Below are 18,035 nucleotides of genomic sequence, written 5' to 3'. Positions count from 1 at the left end.
ATTCCGGCGGAAATGTCGACGAAGCTCCGAATCGCCCTGCTCGCGGGGTTGCTCGCCTTTGCGTCGAACCTGCTCATCATCGGCTTCATCCACTTCCAGACCCGGGACGAGATCGTGCTGACGCTTCAGCACCAGGTCGCGGAGCAGGCGGCAGCGCTCGGGCAGGTCTATAGGGCGGGCGGAACGGCCGCGCTGAAACGGGAGGTATTGGAAGCGACCGAAGCAGGCGACCCGCAGGTGGCGGTGGCCGTTCTCGATCGGTCGGGAAAGCCGCTCGAAGGCAATGTCGACGCCATCCTGTCGCCGGCCCCGTCCTCCTTCGGGAAGACGCGCTCAGCGGTGCTCCGGATGAAGGGCGAGTCTTCAATGCTGGAGGCATCCGTGAACCTTCGGCCCATCGCCGGCGGCCAATGGCTCCTTACCGGCCGTACGGTCTCCGCGGGAATTAGCCTTCGCGAGACGCTCGAGCGATCGTTGGTGGTCGCTCTCGCGGTCTCGGTCCTGCTTGGCCTGCTCTGCGGCGCGATCCTTGGCCAATATGTTGATCAGCGCGTCCATGACATCGTCCGTGTAGCCGACAGGGTCGGGGGCGGAGACATGTCGGGCAGGGTGCCATTGTCGGGCGGCAACGATTCCTTTGAACGGCTCTCGCGCCAGATCAATCACATGCTCGATCGAATCTCGACGTTGATGAGCGAACTGCGGATGCTCACAGACAGCCTCGCGCATGACCTGAGATCGCCGGTCGGAAGGCTGCGGGCGGCCGCGGATGCGGCTCTCGCTGCCGACACTCCTGAGGAACGCGATCAGATGCTCGGCGCGATCATTCGCCAGTCGGATTCGCTTATGCGGATCCTGACGACCGCACTTGAGATCGCGCGATCCGAGGCATTCACCAGCCAGAACCAGTTCAGCTGGTTCGACCCCGCGCAGCTCGCCGACGAACTGGTCGAAATGTACGAGCCCGTCGCCGAGGAGGCCGGTGCCGCCATGCGGCTCGACCGCAGCTCGGTCGTCGTTCCGGTCTTTGGCCATCGCCAGCTGCTCGCTCAGGCGCTCAGCAACCTCATCGAGAATGCGATCAAATATGCTTCGTCGGGCGGCGAGATCGCGGTTCTCGTCCACGATGAGGATTCGACCCTGAAGCTGGGGGTGACAGATCGCGGCCCGGGAATACCCGTCGAACGCCGGGACGAAGCTCGCCGCCGGTTTGGCCGGCTGGATCCAAGCCGGAGCGAGGAGGGCGCCGGTCTCGGACTGTCGCTGGTGCAGGCAATCGCCCACCTTCACCAGGGAGAGCTGGCATTGTTCGACAATTCACCGGGCCTGGTCGCGTTGCTGCAGATCCCAATCCGGGGCGACGGCAAGCAGGCCAGGCGCGGGCCGCTTGGACTAGCCCTCTAACGGCAGCGACAGAAGGCGCCGCGCATTCAGCGAAAGCACATCGCATATGGTCCGTTCGAGCGAGCCGGACACGAGATAACGCGGCTGGAAGGCATCGTGCTTGTAAGCGGTTCTGACGGCGCGCTCGATTGAGAAGGGGACGCGTTCGACTCCATCGCTTTCCAAGCTGAAATGCGCCTCGCCGAAGCTCGAGGCGAGACCCGCGCCGAGGATCTTCAGCTCTCCATGCTCACGCGCCAATCCGAACTCGACCGTGTGCCAGTAAAGGCGCGCAGCGCGTTTTCCTTCGCCCGCGGCGCAAGCCGCCATCCCGAGCCGGCCGACATGCTCCACCATCTCCGCGAAATCGTGATGCGCGAGCATCGGGATGTGCCCGAACATGTCGTGGAAGCAATCCGGCGCTTCGAGATAGTCCAGCTGCTCGCGCGTTCGAATGAAGTTGCCGACCGGGAATATCCGTTCGGCCAGCATCGCGAAGAAGATATCGTCCGGCACCAGTCCCGGCACTGCCACTACGCGCCAACCGGTGCGCGGCTCGAGAATTGCGTTGAGGCCTTCGACATCTGGGACGCCGGGGTGCGAAAGCCGGAGCAGGTCGATTCCCTCCAGAAACTGCGAGACGACCCGCGATCCGAGCAGATCGACCTGGCGGGCGAACAGCAAGTCCCACACAACGTGATCATCCTGTGTAAACGCTTCCCAGCATTGCGGGACGACATAGTCCTGCCAGTTCCTCGCTGGTCGGTCCTTTCTGATCGTCTCCTGAAGCATTCGGTTTCCTCTCGAAGGGCAATAAAAAACCCGCCGGGCGGATGCCGAGCGGGTCGAGGTTGGTCGTCTGAACTAGGCGCGCGTCAGCCGATCCCAACCTCGTCGGGATAATAATAGGCGACGCTGATCGTGCGGAGGTTCATAGTTTTCACATATCTCAGTTATAGGATGAACGGGCAATTGCTGAGTGCGGTTCCCGCTTCGATCGGCGCCGAAACGACATTCCGCAAAGGCCAGCCTTCCTCCACCAACGACCTTCCCGCTTCGACGAACGCGATTGAGGGCAATAACATACGACCCTAGACGGCTGTGGGTGATTGTGATTCGCAAGAGTGCCCCCCTCCTCGCTCTGGCGGTCGCCCTCTCGGTTCTGTCCGGCTGCAACCAGTCGGATGCGCAGGATCGCCAGGGCCAGCGCGGACCGACGCAGGTAGGTTTCGTCGTGATGCAGCGCACTTCGGTGCCGGTGCAGAGCCTGCTCGGCGGACGGACGGTCGCCTTCGAATCTTCGGAAGTCAGACCGCAGGTTAACGGCGTCATTCGTCGCCGGTACTTCACCGAGGGTTCGTACGTCCGGCAGGGCCAGCCGCTCTACCAGATTGATCCCAGCCTTTACCGTGCCGCGGTCAACCAGGCGCAGGCTAACGTCGCCGCTGCGCGGGCGACGCTCGACGCTGCGCAGGTCAGGGCGAACCGTTACAAGCCGCTTGCCGAGATGGAGGCCATCTCCAAGCAGGATTATACCGACGCCGCCGCTCAGGCCCGGCAGGCCCGCGCGGCTGTCGCGCAGAATAGCGCGCAGCTGGACACGGCGCGGATCAATCTCCGCTACACCAGCATCCCCGCCCCCATCAGCGGCCGGATCGGCCGCTCTCTCTCGACGGTCGGCGCACTCGTGACCGCAAACCAGGCCGAACCGCTGGCCGTCATCCAGAGGCTCGACCCGATCTATGTCGATATCCAACAGTCGAGCGCCGACCTGACAACATTGAGGCGCTCGCTAGCGGCCGGCGGTGTCGCGCCCGGCACCACACAGGTCAGGCTCAAGCTCGAGGACGGCAGCGACTACGGCTACACGGGCACGGCCCAGTTCTCGGAGAATCTTGTCAACGAAAGCACTGGGACGGTGACGCTCCGCGCCCGCTTCCCCAACCCTCAGGGGGTGCTTCTGCCCGGCATGTTCGTGCAGGCGCTCTTCACGCAGGCTGTCGACACGGCGGTGTTCCTTGTCCCGCAGCAGGCACTCCAGCGCGACATCGGCGGCGAAGCTTTCGTCTTCGTCGTCGGTGAAGGGAACAAGGCGGAGAGGCGCAAGGTCCTCGCGGATCGCACGTATGGCGATGCGTGGGTAGTAACCTCCGGCCTGGAGTCCGGTGACAAGGTCATCACGCAGGGAACGAACAACCTTCGATCCGGCGCTCCGATCAAGCCTGTTCCGGCAAGCGCCCCCCAGAAGATTGAACCGAGCAAGCCGGGACAAGGTGGCGGTCAAAGCCGGCGAGGCGGTTAGCCCTTGTCACGAATCTTCATCGATAGGCCGATCTTCGCTTGGGTTCTCGCAATTGTCGTGATGCTCGCCGGGATCGCGGCGATCCGTGGCCTGCCGCTCGAGCAATATCCGGACATCGCCCCGCCGCAGGTCAACATCCGCGCAAGCTATCCGGGTGCGTCTGCGGAAACGATCGAGAATAGCGTCACCCAGATCATCGAGCAGCAGCTAACCGGTATCGACGGGCTGCTCTACTTCACCTCGACGTCCAGCTCCCGCGGACAGGTCAACATTTCGGTCGTGTTCGAGAAGGGCACGGATCCCGACACCGCCCAGGTTCAGACCCAGAACCAGGTGCAGCAGGCGATTTCGCGCTTGCCCGCGCAGGTCCAGCAGCAGGGCGTCCGGGTCACCAAGTCGAACCCAGACTTCCTGCTGATCGTCTCGCTCTATGACGAGACCGACAAGCGCACGAACATGGACGTCTCGGATTACCTCGCGTCCAACGTCCAAGACCCGCTGTCGCGCGTCCCCGGAGTCGGCGACGTGAACGTCTTCGGCGCGCCGCACGCGATGCGCATCTGGCTCAACCCGCAAAGACTCGCGGCATTCTCGCTCATGCCGAGCGATGTCGTCTCCGCCATCCAGGCGCAGAACACGGAAGTCGCGGCGGGCGAGGTCGGCGGCCTTCCCTCGCCGGAGGGTCAGATGCTCAACGCGACTGTCACGGCCCAGTCGAAGCTGCAGACGCCCGAGCAGTTCGAGGAAATCGTCCTCAAGACCGATCCGACCGGGGCGAGCGTCCGGCTCGGTGACGTCGCGCGGGTGGAGCTTGGTGCGGAGAATTATGCGGCGATCGTCCGGGTCAATCGCCACCCCGGCGCGGGCATTGCCATCTCACTGGCGCCCGGTGCCGATGCGCTGAAGACCGCCGAGCTTGTGAAGGCACGCGTCCAGCAGCTCTCATCCAATTTTCCCGAAGGGCTGAAACTCGCCTACGCGAACGACACGACCGACTTCATCAAGCTGTCCGTCAACGAAGTCGTGAAGACTCTGATCGAGGCCATCATCCTCGTTATCCTCGTCATCTTCGTCTTCCTGCAGAACTGGCGCGCGTTGCTGGTCCCCGCGATCGCCATTCCGGTCGTCCTGCTCGGGACGTTCGCCGTATTCTATTTGTTCGGCTTTACCATCAACACTTTGACCCTCTTCGGCCTGACGCTGGCGGTGGGTCTGCTGGTGGACGACGCGATCGTCGTCGTCGAGAACGTCGAGCGCCTTCTCCATGAAAATCCGGAGATGACGCCGCGCGAGGCGACCATCGAATCCATGAGGGAAATCCAGGTCGCGCTAGTGGCGATTGCGATGGTGCTGTCGGCGGTGTTCCTGCCGATGGCCTTCTTCGGCGGCTCGACCGGTGTGATCTACCAGCAATTTTCGGTGACGATCATCTCCGCGATGGTCCTGTCGGTGCTGGTCGCCTTGATCTTCAGCCCGGCACTGACGTCGACCCTGCTTCGTCAGCGCTCGGAGGCCCCGGAGGGCCCAAGCTGGATCGACCGCAAGGCGCCGGCAATTGGCAGCTTCATTCATTTCGCTCGCGGCAAGTTCAACACCGGCTTCGAGCGGCTTGTCGTCCGCTACCGCGAGACGATCGTAAAGGTCATCGACCGCAAGTGGTTGTTCCTCGGCATTTATGCGCTGGTTGTCGCTGCGCTTATCCTCATGTTCTATCGCCTGCCGACGGGCTTCCTACCGACCGAGGACCAGGGCGCGGCGAGCATCCAGGTTCGCCTTCCCCCCGGAGCGACGCAGAGGCGAACGCTCGAGGTCCAGCGACAGATCGAGCAATATTTTTCTGACCATGAAGGAGAGAACGTCCAAACCCTCTTCACGGTGGTGGGCGGCGGCGGAGGCAGCGGTGCCGTTGGCCAGAACACTGGCCAGGGCTTCCTGAACTTCGTTCCATGGGACGACCGGCCCGGCAAGGAGAAAACGGCCGACGCGATAGTCGAGCGTGCATCGAGCGCCTTCCGCAATTTCCGCGACGCACAGGTCTTCGCGCTGGTTCCAGGAGCGATCCGTGGCCTCGGCCAGTCGAGCGGCTTTACGATGGAACTCCAGAACCGCTCGGGCATGACCCGCGAGCAGTTCCTCGCCTCCCGCGACCGGCTGCTCCAGGAAGCCAATGCCAATCCCAAGCTGGCGTCAGTTCGCCTCAGCGATTTGCCGGACGTCGCGACCTACAAGATCGACGTGAATCAGCAGAAGCTGACGGCGCTCGGGTTAAACCAGAACGACATCAACAACACGCTGTCGACCGCCTGGGGCGGGCGCTACGTCAACGACTTCATCGACAAGGGTCGGGTGAAGCGCGTCTACGTCCAGGGCGACGCGCCCTATCGCGCCGACCCGTCCAGCCTGGGCCAATGGTACATCCGCTCGTCTAGTGGAGAGATGGCGCCTTTTTCATCCTTCGCGGACGCGGGCTGGGACACGGCTCCAAGCAGCCTGACGCGCTTCCAGGGCGTCCCGGCCGCCGAGTTCCAGGGCCAGCCGGCTCCCGGAGTCAGTTCCGGCGAGGCAATGGACGAGATGGAGCGGCTCGCGTCCCAGATTCCGGGAACGAGCGTCGCCTGGGCCGGCCAGTCCTACCAGGAGCGTCTGTCGTCCGGACAGGCGCCTCTGCTCTACGCCATCTCGCTGCTGGTCGTGTTCCTCTGCCTCGCCGCACTGTACGAAAGCTGGTCGATCCCGGTCGCCGTCCTGCTCGTCATTCCCTTGGGGCTGGTCGGAGCGATCTTCGCGGTCACGCTGCGCGGGCTGGAGAATGACGTCTATCTCCAGATCGGCCTGCTCACCACGATGGGGCTGGCGGCGAAGAATGCGATCCTGATGATCGAATTTGCCGAGCAGGGTGAGAAGAAGGGCATGCGGGTCATCGACGCCGCGCTCGAAGCCGCCCGCATCCGCCTGCGCCCGATCCTGATGACCAGCTTCTCCTTCATCTTCGGCGTCCTTCCGCTGGCGTTGTCGACCGGCGCCGGAGCCAACAGCCGCATCGCCATCGGCACGTCGGTCATCGGCGGGATGCTGACGGCGACGATCCTCGCCATTTTCTACATTCCTTTATTCTTCGTTCTCGTCCGCCGCGGAGTCCGCGACGGCTTTGCAGCGGCCAGGGAGCGCTTTCGCCGGCGCCGGGCTGCGACCGCTTGAGGAAAAGCGCTGCCTCCATTGTCCTGCTGGCGACCGGCTGCGCGTCGATGCAGCCGGCCTACGTCCGGCCGGACTCGGCCGTCCCTGCAGCCTGGCCGACCGGCGACGCCTATCTGCACCAGTCGGAGGCGACTCTGCCTGCGGTCACGTATCGCGATATCTTCCGCGATCCGCGTCTCCAGGCATTGATCGAGCAGGCGCTCGTGAACAATCGCGATCTCGCGGTTGCCGCCGCGAACATCGCCGCTGCCCGCGAGCAGGTCCGGATCCAACGGGCACAACAGTTTCCGCAGGTCGATGCCGGAATCATTGCGACGGGGGCCGACAGCGGCTCCGATACGTCTGCGCGCTACCAGGCCGGACTCAGCATCCCCAGCTTCGAAGTCGATCTGTTCGGCAGGCTTCGTTCCCTGACCGACGTCCAGCGCAATCGTTATCTCGCAACAGAAGCCGCCGCGCGCGCGACGCGCCTCGCCCTCGTGTCGGACATTGCCGACGCGTGGCTTACCTACGCCGCCGACAGCAGCCTGCTCAGCATTGCCCGGGATACGGTCACCAGCGCAGAAAAAAGCGTCAAGCTGACCAAGGCTCGGCTTGAAGGCGGCATCGCTCCACGGACAGATTTGCGCCAGGCCGAGCAGGTCCTCGAAAACGCAAAGGCGGACGCTGCCGATCAGCGCACGGCGCTCGCGCGGGACGTGAACCTCTTGCGGCTTCTTGTCGGTGCAGAGGTGGATCCGACGCTGCTTCCTGCCTCAATCGACCAGGCTGCGCCGACCGTCGCTGAACTGCCGGCCGGTCTGGACTCGCAAATCCTTCTCCGCCGTCCCGATGTCGTGGAGGCCGAATTCCAGCTGCGCGCCGCCAACGCTCAGATCGGCGCTGCTCGCGCCGCACTATTTCCGCGCATCTCGCTAACCGGTCTGCTTGGCTTCGCGAGCAGCGCGCTGACCGGGCTATTCAGCACCGGCTCTTTTGCATGGAGCGCGGGAGCGGACGCGACCTACACCATCTTCCAGGCCGGAGCCGGACGAGCGAACGTCCGTTTAACTGAGGCGCAGAAGGCTGCCGCCGTCGTAACTTACCAGCGCACGATCCAGCAGGCCTTCCGGGAGGTTGCGGACGCACTGGCGCGCCGGGGCACGATCGGCGAGCAACTCCGCGCTCGCCAGGCTCAGCGCGAGGCTGCGGCCGACACCTACCTCCTGACCGAGGCTCGCTATCGGAATGGCATCGACAGCTTTCTCGGAAGCTTGGACGCCCAGCGATCCTATTATTCCGCCCAGCGGACGCTCGTCCTCAGCCGGCTGGAAGCTGCGACAAACCTCGTCGACCTTTACCGTTCGCTCGGCGGCGATTCCCTGCTGACGACCACGCCTAGCGCTTGATGTAAGCCACTTGCCCGACGTCGGTCCAAGAATCGGCGTTGATCGATTTCTCTTGCCGGATCCCCAGGCCCGTCACTGTCGGCCAGATGTAGCTGCGGGTTTGCACAAGGCCGTCTTTGGTCTGCCTTTGCCCAAGGCAGGTCAGGCCCTTCTGGTCGTTGGCGTAGCACGGCTCGGTGCGGCCGCGGCCGGAATCGTCATATTGCTGGTAGGTGTAGTGGCCTTCTTCCGCCGACCAGCCGAGTATCGCGATGCTGTGATGGTTGCCGCGGCGGTTGTCGCTGGTGTCGCAGACGATGAAGCTGTTCGAATCGAACCAGGTGCAATGGTCGCGGTAGTTCGCTTCCAGTCCCTTGATCGTCCAGTCGCCGAGGATGAAGGATAGCTGCTGCTCCACCTCCGGCGGGTGAACCCCGGCGATCGCAGAGGATGCTGACAGCGCGAACAAGCCAAGCGCCACTGCGCGCATTCTCATTCTCCCCCTCCCAACCTGTTAATTGCCCGTGCCAGCCTGATGTCCCGCTCCGTGACGCCGCCTGCGTCATGGCTGGTCAGGCGCAAGTCGACCCGGTTCCACACGTTGGTGAATTCGGGGTGGTGATTGACCTTCTCGGCATGCATCGCGACCCGGGTCAGGAAGGCGAACGCCTCGCTGAAATCCTTGAACTTCAGGGTCCGGATCAGCGCCTTGCCGCCTTCCTCGATGCTCCAGCCATCCGGCGCTTCGTCGCTCATGGGCCGGAACCTACGCCTCGACGCTCCAACCTTGCAATGGAACGGCTGCGGGAGCAGTTGGGCCGCGAAGGAGATTCCAATGGCAACACAGGTCGCCGAGAAGGGTCCGCTGGGCCTCGAAAACCCGATGGGGACCGACGGCTTCGAGTTCGTCGAATATACCGCGCCAGACATCGAGCTTCTGCGTTCGCTGTTCGCGAAGATGGGCTTTCCTGAGGTCGCTCGTCACAAGACGAAGAACGTGACGCTTCACAAGCAGGGCGACTGCAACTTCGTCATCAACGCCGAGCCCGGCAGCTACGCCGAGGAATATGCAAAGGCCCACGGTCCCAGCGCCTGCGCAATGGCCTTCCGGGTCAAGGACGCCAAGGCCGCGCACGAGCGCGCGCTCAAGCTTGGCGCGACCGACGTCGAGGTGAAGAAGGGCGACGGCGAACTCGACATTCCGGCGATCGAGGGCATCGGCGGCTCGCGCCTGTTCTTCGTCGACCGCTACGGCGGCAGATCGATCTACGAGGTCGACTTCGACTTCCATCCCGACTGGCAGCAGCGGATGGCCGACGCGGACTCCAAGCTGACGTACATCGACCACCTCACGCACAACGTGAACCGCGGCAACATGGCAACCTGGGCCGACTTCTATGAGCGGCTCTTCAACTTCCGCGAGATCCGCTACTTCGACATCGAAGGGAAGGTAACCGGCCTGTTCTCCAAGGCGATGACCAGCCCTTGCGGCAAGATCCGCATTCCACTCAACGAGAGCCAGGACGACAAGAGCCAGATCGAGGAATTCCTCCGGGAGTATAAGGGCGAGGGCATCCAGCACATCGCGCTGGGAACGACCGACATCTACCAGGCGGTCGATATCATCCGCGGCCGCGGTATTCCCTTCCAGGACACGCCCGACACCTATTACGAGATGCTTCCCGAGCGGATCAAAGGCCACAACGAGAGCATTCCGGAGCTCGAGAAGCGCCGAATCCTGATGGACGGTGCGCCAACCGAGGGCCAGGGCCTGCTTCTGCAGATCTTCACCCAGAACGTGATCGGCCCGATCTTCTTCGAGATCATCCAGCGCAAGGGCAACGAGGGCTTCGGCGAGGGCAACTTCAAGGCTCTGTTCGAGAGCATCGAGCTCGACCAGATGCGCCGCGGGGTGATCTGAGCGGGATGATCGACGCTTTCATTTGCGACGCGATCCGCACGCCGATCGGGCGTTATGCGGGTGCGCTCTCGTCGGTTCGAGCTGACGACCTCGCAGCAATCCCGATCAGGGCGCTGATCGAGCGCAACCCCAGGGTCGATTGGGGTGAGCTTGACGATGTGATCTACGGTTGCGCCAACCAGGCGGGCGAAGACAATCGCAACCTCGCGCGCATGGCCGGTCTGCTGGCGGGTCTCCCCGACAGCTCGGGCGGCGTCACGCTCAACCGCTTATGCGGCTCGGGCCTCGACGCGGTCGCCATGGCGGCGCGGGCGATCCGGAGCGGGGAGTCCGACCTGATCATCGCCGGCGGCTCGGAAAGCATGAGCCGGGCGCCTTTCGTGATGGCCAAGGCGACCAGCGCCTTCGACCGCAAAGCCGAAATGTACGACACCACCATCGGCTGGCGCTTCGTCAATCCGAAGATGAAATCGGCCTATGGCGACGACACAATGCCGAGCACCGGCGAGAATGTCGCGCAGGACTTCCAGATCAGCCGCGAGGACCAGGACGCGTTCGCGCTTCGAAGCCAGGAGAAGGCCGCCGCCGCCCAGGCGAACGGCCGCCTCGCTGCCGAAATCGTCGGCGTGCCGATCCCGCAGCGCAAAGGCGACCCGGTAATCGTTGATCGGGACGAGCATCCGCGTGCGACGACCCTCGAAGCTCTCGGCAAGCTGAACCCCATCGTTCGCCCCGGGGGCACGGTGACCGCCGGCAACGCTTCAGGCGTGAACGACGGGGCTGCCGCGCTCATCATCGCCTCCGAAGAAGCGGCGAAACGCAACGGCCTGTCGCCTCGTGCCCGCGTTCTGGGCGCCGCAGTCGCGGGCGTACCGCCGCGGATCATGGGTATCGGCCCTGCACCTGCGAGCGAAAAGCTGACCAAGCGGCTCGGCCTCAAGCTCGCCGATTTCGACGTGATCGAACTCAACGAAGCGTTCGCGGCTCAAGGCCTGGCCGTTCTTCGCAAGCTCGGCATTGCCGATGACGACTCACGCGTAAATCCGAATGGCGGCGCCATCGCCCTCGGCCATCCGCTCGGAATGTCCGGCGCGCGCCTCGCGCTCACCGCGACCGAGGAACTACAAAGGAACGGCGGAAAGCTGGGCCTCGCGACCATGTGCATTGGCGTCGGACAGGGAATCGCTCTCGCACTCGAACGGGTGTAGATTCATCGGCGTGATCGATGTGGCGATGCTGGACGAGGCGGCGGTCATGGCCGTGCTCGATGAGGTGATGGATCCGGAGATCCCGGTCGTCTCGGTCACCGATCTCGGCATCATTCGCGGCCTGGCCGACAATCCTCCCCGAGTCCTGATCACGCCGACCTACACGGGCTGCCCGGCCACGATCGCGATCGAGCGGGCCGTCCGCGAGGCGCTGGATGCGGCCGGCTTCGAACATCTTCACACGGAACGCGTGCTCTTCCCGCCGTGGACGACGGAGTGGATCACCGAGCGAGGCCGCCAGCGGCTGCACGATTATGGGATCGCACCTCCTAGCGAGGCAACGACGGCAGAATGCCCGCAATGCGGATCGAGCGATACGGTCGAGGTCAGCCGCTTCGGATCAACTCCCTGCAAGGCGCAGTGGCGCTGCAACGCCTGTCACGAGCCGTTCGACCGCTTCAAGTGTCATTAGCCAGCAGGGCCAGCAAGGCGAACGATGCCAGCCAATGCTCGCCCATATAATCGCCCGCGACATGCGGCATCGCGGCTTCGAGATGCGCTTCGGCCGTGTCGTAGGCCTGCTGTGAATCTTCCGGCAGAAGCGGAGCCAGGCTCCGCCAGCACCATGCCCGGCTGAGATTCAATCCGTCCAAGTGCGCGATCTTCCCGTCGCTGCGATCGCTGACCACGGCGGGCATGAACAAGGTCGCCGGCTCGCCTGTGTCGAGCTTCGGCAGGAAACCCCCAAACCAGCCATGGAATTCCGGCTCCGTCAGCGCGCGAGCCATGCACAATGCCTCGATCAGCGCCGGCGACAGGAACTCGTCCCCGCCCGGCTCCCAAGCCTGGCAGTCGCAGTCGTTGCCGAACCAATGCTTCGCCCGCTCACGGATTGCCTCCGCCAGCGGCTCGTCGAACCGCTCCGCCCAATCGAGCGAGAGGACCAACGCAAACGCCGTGTTGAAATGTGTGCCGACCCGGATTGGGTAGGTGAGCACGCCCAGATGATCCCGGAGCCTGTCCGCGAACGCGCGAGCTAGCGGTTCCAGCTCGTAAGCCCAGTTTGCATCGCGATGCCGCGACGCCTCAAGGTGAAGCTGCAGAAGCCAGGCCCATCCATAAGGCCGCTCGAACCCGCGGCTGAGCGGCCGGTCGAGATATGCGCGCTCGGTCTCGACCTTTTCCGCAGTGAAGCTCTGGTCGGCGAGCCTCTCGATAGCCCGCGCTTCGTCTGTGTCCGGGAACAGGCGCCGAAGGGTCAGGAGCGTCCACCAGCCGTGGACGCAGCTGTGCCAATCGAAGCTTCCGAAGAAGATCGGATGCAGGACGTGGGGCGGTAGGGCGTCCTCGTCTGCCCCAAGCACATGGTCGAGCTTGTGCGGATATTCCTGCCGCACGTGGCCGAGCGCAATCCTGGCGAAGCGCGCCGCCGTGTCCGCATCGAGGCTGAAACGACTCATCGGAAGGCGGCGAAATACAGGATCAGGATGTTCACTGCGAGCAGCGGCAATGCCGTTGCGATCTGCGCCTTCACGACGCCGTACTGATCCTTCAGTTCAAGAAGCGCCGCAGGGACGAGATTGAAGTTCGCTGCCATCGGGGTCATCAACGTCCCGCAGAAGCCCGCGAGCATTCCCACGGCTCCAACCACCGCGGGATCGCCTCCATACGCCTGAATCAGCAGCGGGACCCCGATCGCTGCGGCCATGACCGGGAAGGCCGCGAAGGCATTGCCCATGACCATCGTGAACAGGACCATCCCGAACGCGAAGACGAGCACCGTGGCGAAGATGTTGCCCTTCGGAATAACCATGCCGGTGATGTCGCCGATGATCGTTCCAACTCCCGCGGCTGCGAAGAGCACGCCGAGCGCCGCAAGCATTTGAGGCAGGACGGCGGCCCAGCCGATCGCATCGATCAGTCGGCGGCCTTCCTGAAGTGGCGCGACCGCCGGTGGACGCAGCCAGAGGTAGATAGTCCCGAGCGCCAGCAGGGCTCCAAGGCAGAGGAAGACGTAGGTCTCGCGTTTGGCCTCGATCCAGCCGAGGCTTCCGACCGGTGTGTAGTTGTAGACCAACGTCCCGATCAGCGCGGCCGCTGGAATGATCAGCGCCGGCAGGAACAGCTTGTTGCCGAGTTGCACCGAAAAGGCGGCGCGTTCTTCATCGCTGGTGGTGGCCGGATGGCTGCGACCGAGGAACCCGAACCCGGCAAGTCCGGCAAGGCCCAACACAAGCAGGCCATTTCCGAAGTCGCCGATGAAGTCGCCAGTGAGCAGGCTCAGCGCCATAAGACCCCAAAAGGCGGCATTGCCCAACCGCTTCGGATTCGAACGGTCGAACACGCTCAGCAGCGCGAAGGCCGCGAACATCGCTCCCGCGAGCGCATATAGCCATTGCAGCGTGATCACTTGCCGCCCAGCTTCAGCTTGCGATCGAGCAGCATGAGACGTGTGCCGTGGATCAGGAAGGCGGCGACGGCGCTGGGGATCGCCCACAGAGCCAGATGTAGGGGCGACAAATTGTAACCATACGTCGCCAGCGTCTGCTGGATCAGGACGATCGAGCCGATGGCGATGAAGATATCCTCGCCGAAGAACAGGCCGACATTGTCCGTCGCGGCGGAATAGGCTTTCACTTTCTCGGCAGTCGGCTCGTCCACTTCGCCGAGCTGTTGTTCGGCCGCGGCCAGCGCCATTGGCGCGACGAGCGGGCGCACCGTTTGAGCTTGCCCGGCAACCGTCGTCAGTCCCATTGCGGCCGTCGCCTGGCGGACGAGCATGTAGAGCAGCAGCAATCTTCCGACCGTCGCCGCCTTTATGCTCCGGATCACCCGCGCCGCCTGCTGCTGCAGTCCATACCGTTCGAGGAGGCCGATCACCGGAAGCACGATCCACACGATCGCGATAATCCGGTTGTCGTTGAACGCCTTCCCGAAAGTCGTGATGACCTTCACAAGGTCCATTCCGCCAAGCAGGCCGGTGATGATCGCCGAGCCGGTCACCACCAGCATTGGGTTCATCCGAAGCGCAAAGCCGAGGACGACCAGCAGGATTCCTAGCAACGGCCAGTAGTTCATTCGCTCGCTCCATAACCGCCGCCGCCCGGTGTCTCGATGACGAAGCGGTCGCCAGCCTGCATCTCGGCTGCATCCGTAGCCGTCAATTCTTCGATGCTTCCGTTCACGCGCTCGACCCAGTTGCGTCCGGCAAGGGCATCGCTCCCGCCCGCAAGTCCCTTCGGTGCGACGCGCCTTCGATTGGCGAGCATGTTCGCGCGCATCGGTTCGAGGAAGCGGACATCGCGGATCACGCCATCGCCGCCGGTGTGCTTGCCTCTTCCACCTGACCCATGTCGGATCGCGAACCGCTCCAGCCGCACCGGAAGGCGGGTCTCGAGCACTTCCGGGTCGGTTAGCCGGCTGTTGGTCATATGGGTCTGAACCGCGCTCGTCCCATCGTGATCCGGGCCGGCGCCCGACCCGCCGGCAATCGTCTCATAATATTGGTGGCGCGCGTTGCCGAAGGTGAAATTGTTCATCGTGCCCTGGCTCGGCGCGAGCTTGCCGGTGGCGGCGAAGAGCGTGTCCGTCACCACCTGGCTGGTCTCGACGTTCCCCGCGACGACCGCGGCCGGGTATCGCGGTGCCAGCATACATCCTTCCGGCACGACGAGCTTGATCGGACGCAGGCAGCCGTCGTTCATTGGGATCGGATCGTCGACAAGGGTACGAACGACGTAGAGCGATGCCGCGCGGACGATCGAATAAGGCGCGTTGAAATTGTCGGGAAGCTGATTGCTCGTGCCGGTGAAATCGAACGTCGCGGAGCGCGTCGGCTTGTCGATGGTGATCTTCACCGCGACGCGGGCGCCATTGTCCATCTCATACTCGAACGCGCCGTTTTCGAGCCGGTCGAGCAGCCGCCGCACCGACTCCTCGGCATTGGCTAGTACGTGCCGCATGTAAGCCGCGATAACTTCCGGACCGTAATCGCGAGCGGTCGCCGCGAGCACTTCCGCGCCGCGAATGCAGGCCGCAAGCTGAGCCTTCAGGTCGGAGATGTTGCGGTCGATGTTGCGGGCTGGCGATTTGCCGGAGCCGAGCAGCGCGCGGATTTCGGTTCCAAGGAAACGCCCCTCGTCGACAAGCAGGACGTTGTCGATCAGCACGCCTTCCTCGTCGATCGTGCGGCTGTCCGGCGGCATCGATCCCGGTGCGATCCCGCCGATGTCGGCATGGTGCCCGCGCGCCGCGACGAAGGCAGAGGGCTCGGCTTCGTCGCCGTGGAAGACTGGCACGATCACAGTGATGTCGGGCAAATGCGTGCCGCCGCGATATGGGTCGTTCAGTACGTAGGCATCGCCCCGCCGGATTCCGCGCCCATCCTTGGCATTGCCGCGCGTCTCGATGATGGTCCGAATGCTCTCGCCCATCGATCCGAGGTGCACCGGAATGTGAGGTGCGTTGGCGATCAGCGCGCCTTCCGCGTCGAACATGGCACAGGAGAAATCGAGCCGCTCCTTGATGTTCACCGACGTCGCCGTGGACTGAAGCGCAACGCCCATTTCCTCGGCGATCGCCATGAATAGGTTGTTGAAGATCTCCAGCATCACCGGGTCGGCGGAGGTGCCGATCGCTTGAGAGCGCCGGACAGGACCCATGCGTGTAAGCACCAGCGTCCCGTCGTTCGAGCGCGTGGCGCTCCAGCCGGGCTCGATGACCGTGACCGACGATCGATCGGTGACGAGGGCAGGGCCTGAGACCTGCTGGTCGCCGGACAGGCTGTTGCGGTCATAGACCTGCCAGTCTCCAACCGTACGCGGCTGAGCGCCTGCTCCCGGTGACTGCGAGAAGATCGCCTCGGTGCCGTTATGAGCAACGGCCTCGACAATCAGCGCATCGAGAATGATTTCTCCCGTTTCGTCGACGTAGCCGAAGCGCCGGCGGTGCAGCTCGGTGAAGTCGGCTTGCATCTCGTCTTTCGGCGCGATCTCGATCTCGAGGGTCGTATCGCTGCCTGCGAGCCGCAACCGCGACCGTCGATGCAATTCGATCCGGCTGCACTGAATTCCTTGGCCGGCAAGAGCCTCAGTCGCTTCTGCTTCCAGCGACCGCAACGCCTCCTCGAAATCCTCAGCCAGAGGTTGGACCATTCCTGCTTCCCGGATCGCCTTCACGTCGGCGAGGCCGATTCCGTAGGCCGAGAGCAGGCTCGCGAGCGGATGCACGAAGATGCGTTCGATCCCGAGCGTATCCGCGACCCGGCACGCATGCTGCCCGCCCGCCCCCCCGAAGCTCACCAGCGTGTAGCGGGTGACGTCATGGCCGCGCGCGATCGAGATTTTCCGGATCGCATTCGCCATGTTGTCGACCGCGATACGGAGGAATCCTTCCGCGATTTCAGACAGGCTCATGGACCGGCCTAGCGCTCTCTCGACGTCGCCGCCGACGTCCCGAAGCCTCGCCTCCGACGCGGTCGGATCAAGCGGCTCATTGCCCGCGGCGCCGAACACCGCGGGGAACTCCTCCGGCACAATGCGGCCAAGGAACAGGTTGCAGTCGGTGACGGTCAGCGGCCCGCCGCCGCGATAACAAGCCGGTCCGGGCTTCGCGCCAGCGGACTCCGGCCCAACACGAAAGCGCATGCCGTCGAACCGGCAAATCGAACCGCCGCCTGCGGCGACAGTGTGGATCTGCATCATCGGCGCGCGGATGCGGACTCCCGCGACCACGCTCTCGTCCGCCAGCTCGTAATGCCCGGCAAAGTGCGAAACGTCGGTCGACGTACCGCCCATATCGAAGCCGATCAGCCGCTGTTCGCCCGACGCCGCGACCATGCCGACCACTCCGCCCGCCGGCCCCGACAGGATCGCGTCCTTGCCGCGGAAGGCGCTTGCATCGGTCAGTCCGCCGTTCGACTGCATGAACTGGAGTTTCGTGTCTGCCGGAAGGCCGCTGGCGACGCGGTCGACGTAACGCCGGAGGATTGGCGAAAGATAGGCATCGACTACGGTCGTGTCCCCGCGTCCGATCAGCTTGATCAGCGGCGCGACTTCATGGCTGACCGAGATTTGAGTGAAGCCGAGCTCCCGCGCGATCTCTGAAACCCGGCCCTCATGCTGCGTGAACTTCCACCCGTGCATCAGCACGATCGCGAGCGCATCGATGCCGCTCTCGCGAACCTGCTTCAGCGCTGCCCAAGCAGCCTCCTCGTCGAGCGGAGTAATGATTTCCCCGTCCGCGCCCACGCGCTCGACGATCTCGACGACCGTTTCGTAGGGCTGCTCCGGCAGCACGATGTGCCGGGCGAAGATCTCTGGCCGAGCCTGGTATCCGATGCGCAATGCATCCCCGAACCCGCGTGTGATCGCCAGCGCGACGCGGTCACCCTTGCGCTCGAGTAGGGCATTGGTGGCCACAGTAGTGCCCATGCGGACTTCGCCGAGCGCGCCATCCTCAGCGGCGAGAATGCGGCGGATGCCCTCGATAGCAGCATCGGCATACTGATCGGGATTCTCGGACAGCAACTTCTCGGTGCGGAATCGTCCGTCGTCGTCCCACGCGATCACATCGGTGAAAGTCCCGCCCCGATCGATCGCGAAATTCCATACGCCGGCCACGCGGCCTTCAAGCAGATGCCGGCCAAAGGTGGAAGT

At 64.0% G+C, this 18,035-nt stretch carries 14 protein-coding genes; 7 read left to right on the top strand and 7 right to left on the bottom strand.

The window, feature by feature from the left end; genetic code table 11:
• The first annotated feature begins 12 nt into the window (after positions 1-12).
• Entirely contained in the window at positions 13-1,404 is a 1,392-nt protein-coding gene (locus ACMC5O_RS12005; RefSeq protein WP_187708577.1) for a HAMP domain-containing sensor histidine kinase, read from the top strand.
• Here ACMC5O_RS12005 and ACMC5O_RS12000 read toward each other — a convergent pair.
• Positions 1,393-2,175 (bottom strand): phenylalanine 4-monooxygenase, encoded by a 783-nt coding sequence (locus ACMC5O_RS12000; protein ID WP_187708578.1) that lies wholly within the window; start codon positions 2,173-2,175, stop codon positions 1,393-1,395. The genes ACMC5O_RS12005 and ACMC5O_RS12000 overlap by 12 nt on opposite strands.
• 319 nt (positions 2,176-2,494) lie before the next feature.
• On the opposite strand from ACMC5O_RS12000, the gene ACMC5O_RS11995 reads away from it, so the two are divergent.
• From ACMC5O_RS11995 to ACMC5O_RS11985, 3 genes are read left to right on the top strand one after another with little or no spacing between them, the layout of a single operon-like run.
• Positions 2,495-3,685, top strand: a complete 1,191-nt coding sequence (locus ACMC5O_RS11995; RefSeq protein WP_426693529.1) for an efflux RND transporter periplasmic adaptor subunit — start codon at positions 2,495-2,497, stop codon at positions 3,683-3,685.
• A gap of 3 nt (positions 3,686-3,688) precedes the next feature.
• On the top strand, positions 3,689-6,883 hold the full coding sequence (locus tag ACMC5O_RS11990; protein WP_426692926.1) for an efflux RND transporter permease subunit: 3,195 nt from the start codon (positions 3,689-3,691) through the stop codon (positions 6,881-6,883).
• Between the two features lie 47 nt (positions 6,884-6,930).
• Entirely contained in the window at positions 6,931-8,271 is a 1,341-nt protein-coding gene (locus ACMC5O_RS11985; protein ID WP_246444227.1) for an efflux transporter outer membrane subunit, read from the top strand.
• Here the strand turns inward: ACMC5O_RS11985 and ACMC5O_RS11980 are convergent.
• Positions 8,261-8,740, bottom strand: coding sequence for a hypothetical protein (locus ACMC5O_RS11980; RefSeq protein ID WP_426692925.1), 480 nt, complete (start codon positions 8,738-8,740; stop codon positions 8,261-8,263). The genes ACMC5O_RS11985 and ACMC5O_RS11980 overlap by 11 nt on opposite strands.
• A gap of 2 nt (positions 8,741-8,742) precedes the next feature.
• The gene (locus tag ACMC5O_RS11975; protein ID WP_426692924.1) at positions 8,743-9,006 is read right to left on the bottom strand and encodes a 4a-hydroxytetrahydrobiopterin dehydratase; all 264 of its coding nucleotides are present in this window, start codon (positions 9,004-9,006) and stop codon (positions 8,743-8,745) included.
• A 79-nt stretch (positions 9,007-9,085) separates the two neighbouring features.
• Here ACMC5O_RS11975 and hppD point away from each other — a divergent pair, with 79 nt between their 5' ends.
• Genes hppD through paaD form a run of 3 tightly spaced genes read left to right on the top strand, consistent with a single transcriptional unit; the run spans position 9,086 to position 11,851 of the window.
• On the top strand, positions 9,086-10,171 hold the full coding sequence (hppD, locus tag ACMC5O_RS11970) for a 4-hydroxyphenylpyruvate dioxygenase (protein ID WP_187708582.1): 1,086 nt from the start codon (positions 9,086-9,088) through the stop codon (positions 10,169-10,171).
• A 5-nt stretch (positions 10,172-10,176) separates the two neighbouring features.
• Positions 10,177-11,379: a 3-oxoadipyl-CoA thiolase gene (pcaF, locus tag ACMC5O_RS11965; protein WP_187708583.1), complete on the top strand. Its 1,203-nt coding sequence runs from the start codon at positions 10,177-10,179 to the stop codon at positions 11,377-11,379.
• Between the two features lie 10 nt (positions 11,380-11,389).
• A complete protein-coding gene (paaD, locus tag ACMC5O_RS11960) occupies positions 11,390-11,851 on the top strand; it encodes a 1,2-phenylacetyl-CoA epoxidase subunit PaaD (RefSeq protein ID WP_426692923.1) in 462 nt (153 codons plus the stop codon).
• Here the strand turns inward: paaD and ACMC5O_RS11955 are convergent.
• From ACMC5O_RS11955 to ACMC5O_RS11940, 4 genes are read right to left on the bottom strand one after another with little or no spacing between them, the layout of a single operon-like run.
• Positions 11,838-12,839, bottom strand: coding sequence for a DUF2891 domain-containing protein (locus ACMC5O_RS11955; protein ID WP_187708584.1), 1,002 nt, complete (start codon positions 12,837-12,839; stop codon positions 11,838-11,840). The genes paaD and ACMC5O_RS11955 overlap by 14 nt on opposite strands.
• Positions 12,836-13,789 (bottom strand): DUF979 domain-containing protein, encoded by a 954-nt coding sequence (locus ACMC5O_RS11950; protein ID WP_187708585.1) that lies wholly within the window; start codon positions 13,787-13,789, stop codon positions 12,836-12,838. Before ACMC5O_RS11950 ends, ACMC5O_RS11955 begins: the two co-directional genes overlap by 4 nt.
• Complete coding sequence (locus ACMC5O_RS11945; protein ID WP_187708586.1) at positions 13,786-14,457, bottom strand: DUF969 domain-containing protein; 672 nt, start codon at positions 14,455-14,457, stop codon at positions 13,786-13,788. Before ACMC5O_RS11945 ends, ACMC5O_RS11950 begins: the two co-directional genes overlap by 4 nt.
• Entirely contained in the window at positions 14,454-17,999 is a 3,546-nt protein-coding gene (locus tag ACMC5O_RS11940; protein ID WP_426692922.1) for a hydantoinase B/oxoprolinase family protein, read from the bottom strand. The genes ACMC5O_RS11945 and ACMC5O_RS11940 overlap by 4 nt, the downstream gene beginning before the upstream one ends.
• Between the last annotated feature and the right edge of the window lie 36 nt (positions 18,000-18,035).

Source organism: Sphingomonas sediminicola, assembly GCF_049991885.1.
In the GTDB taxonomy this organism is placed as follows: domain Bacteria; phylum Pseudomonadota; class Alphaproteobacteria; order Sphingomonadales; family Sphingomonadaceae; genus Sphingomicrobium; species Sphingomicrobium sediminicola.
This window is presented reverse-complemented; position numbering and strand designations above follow the sequence as displayed.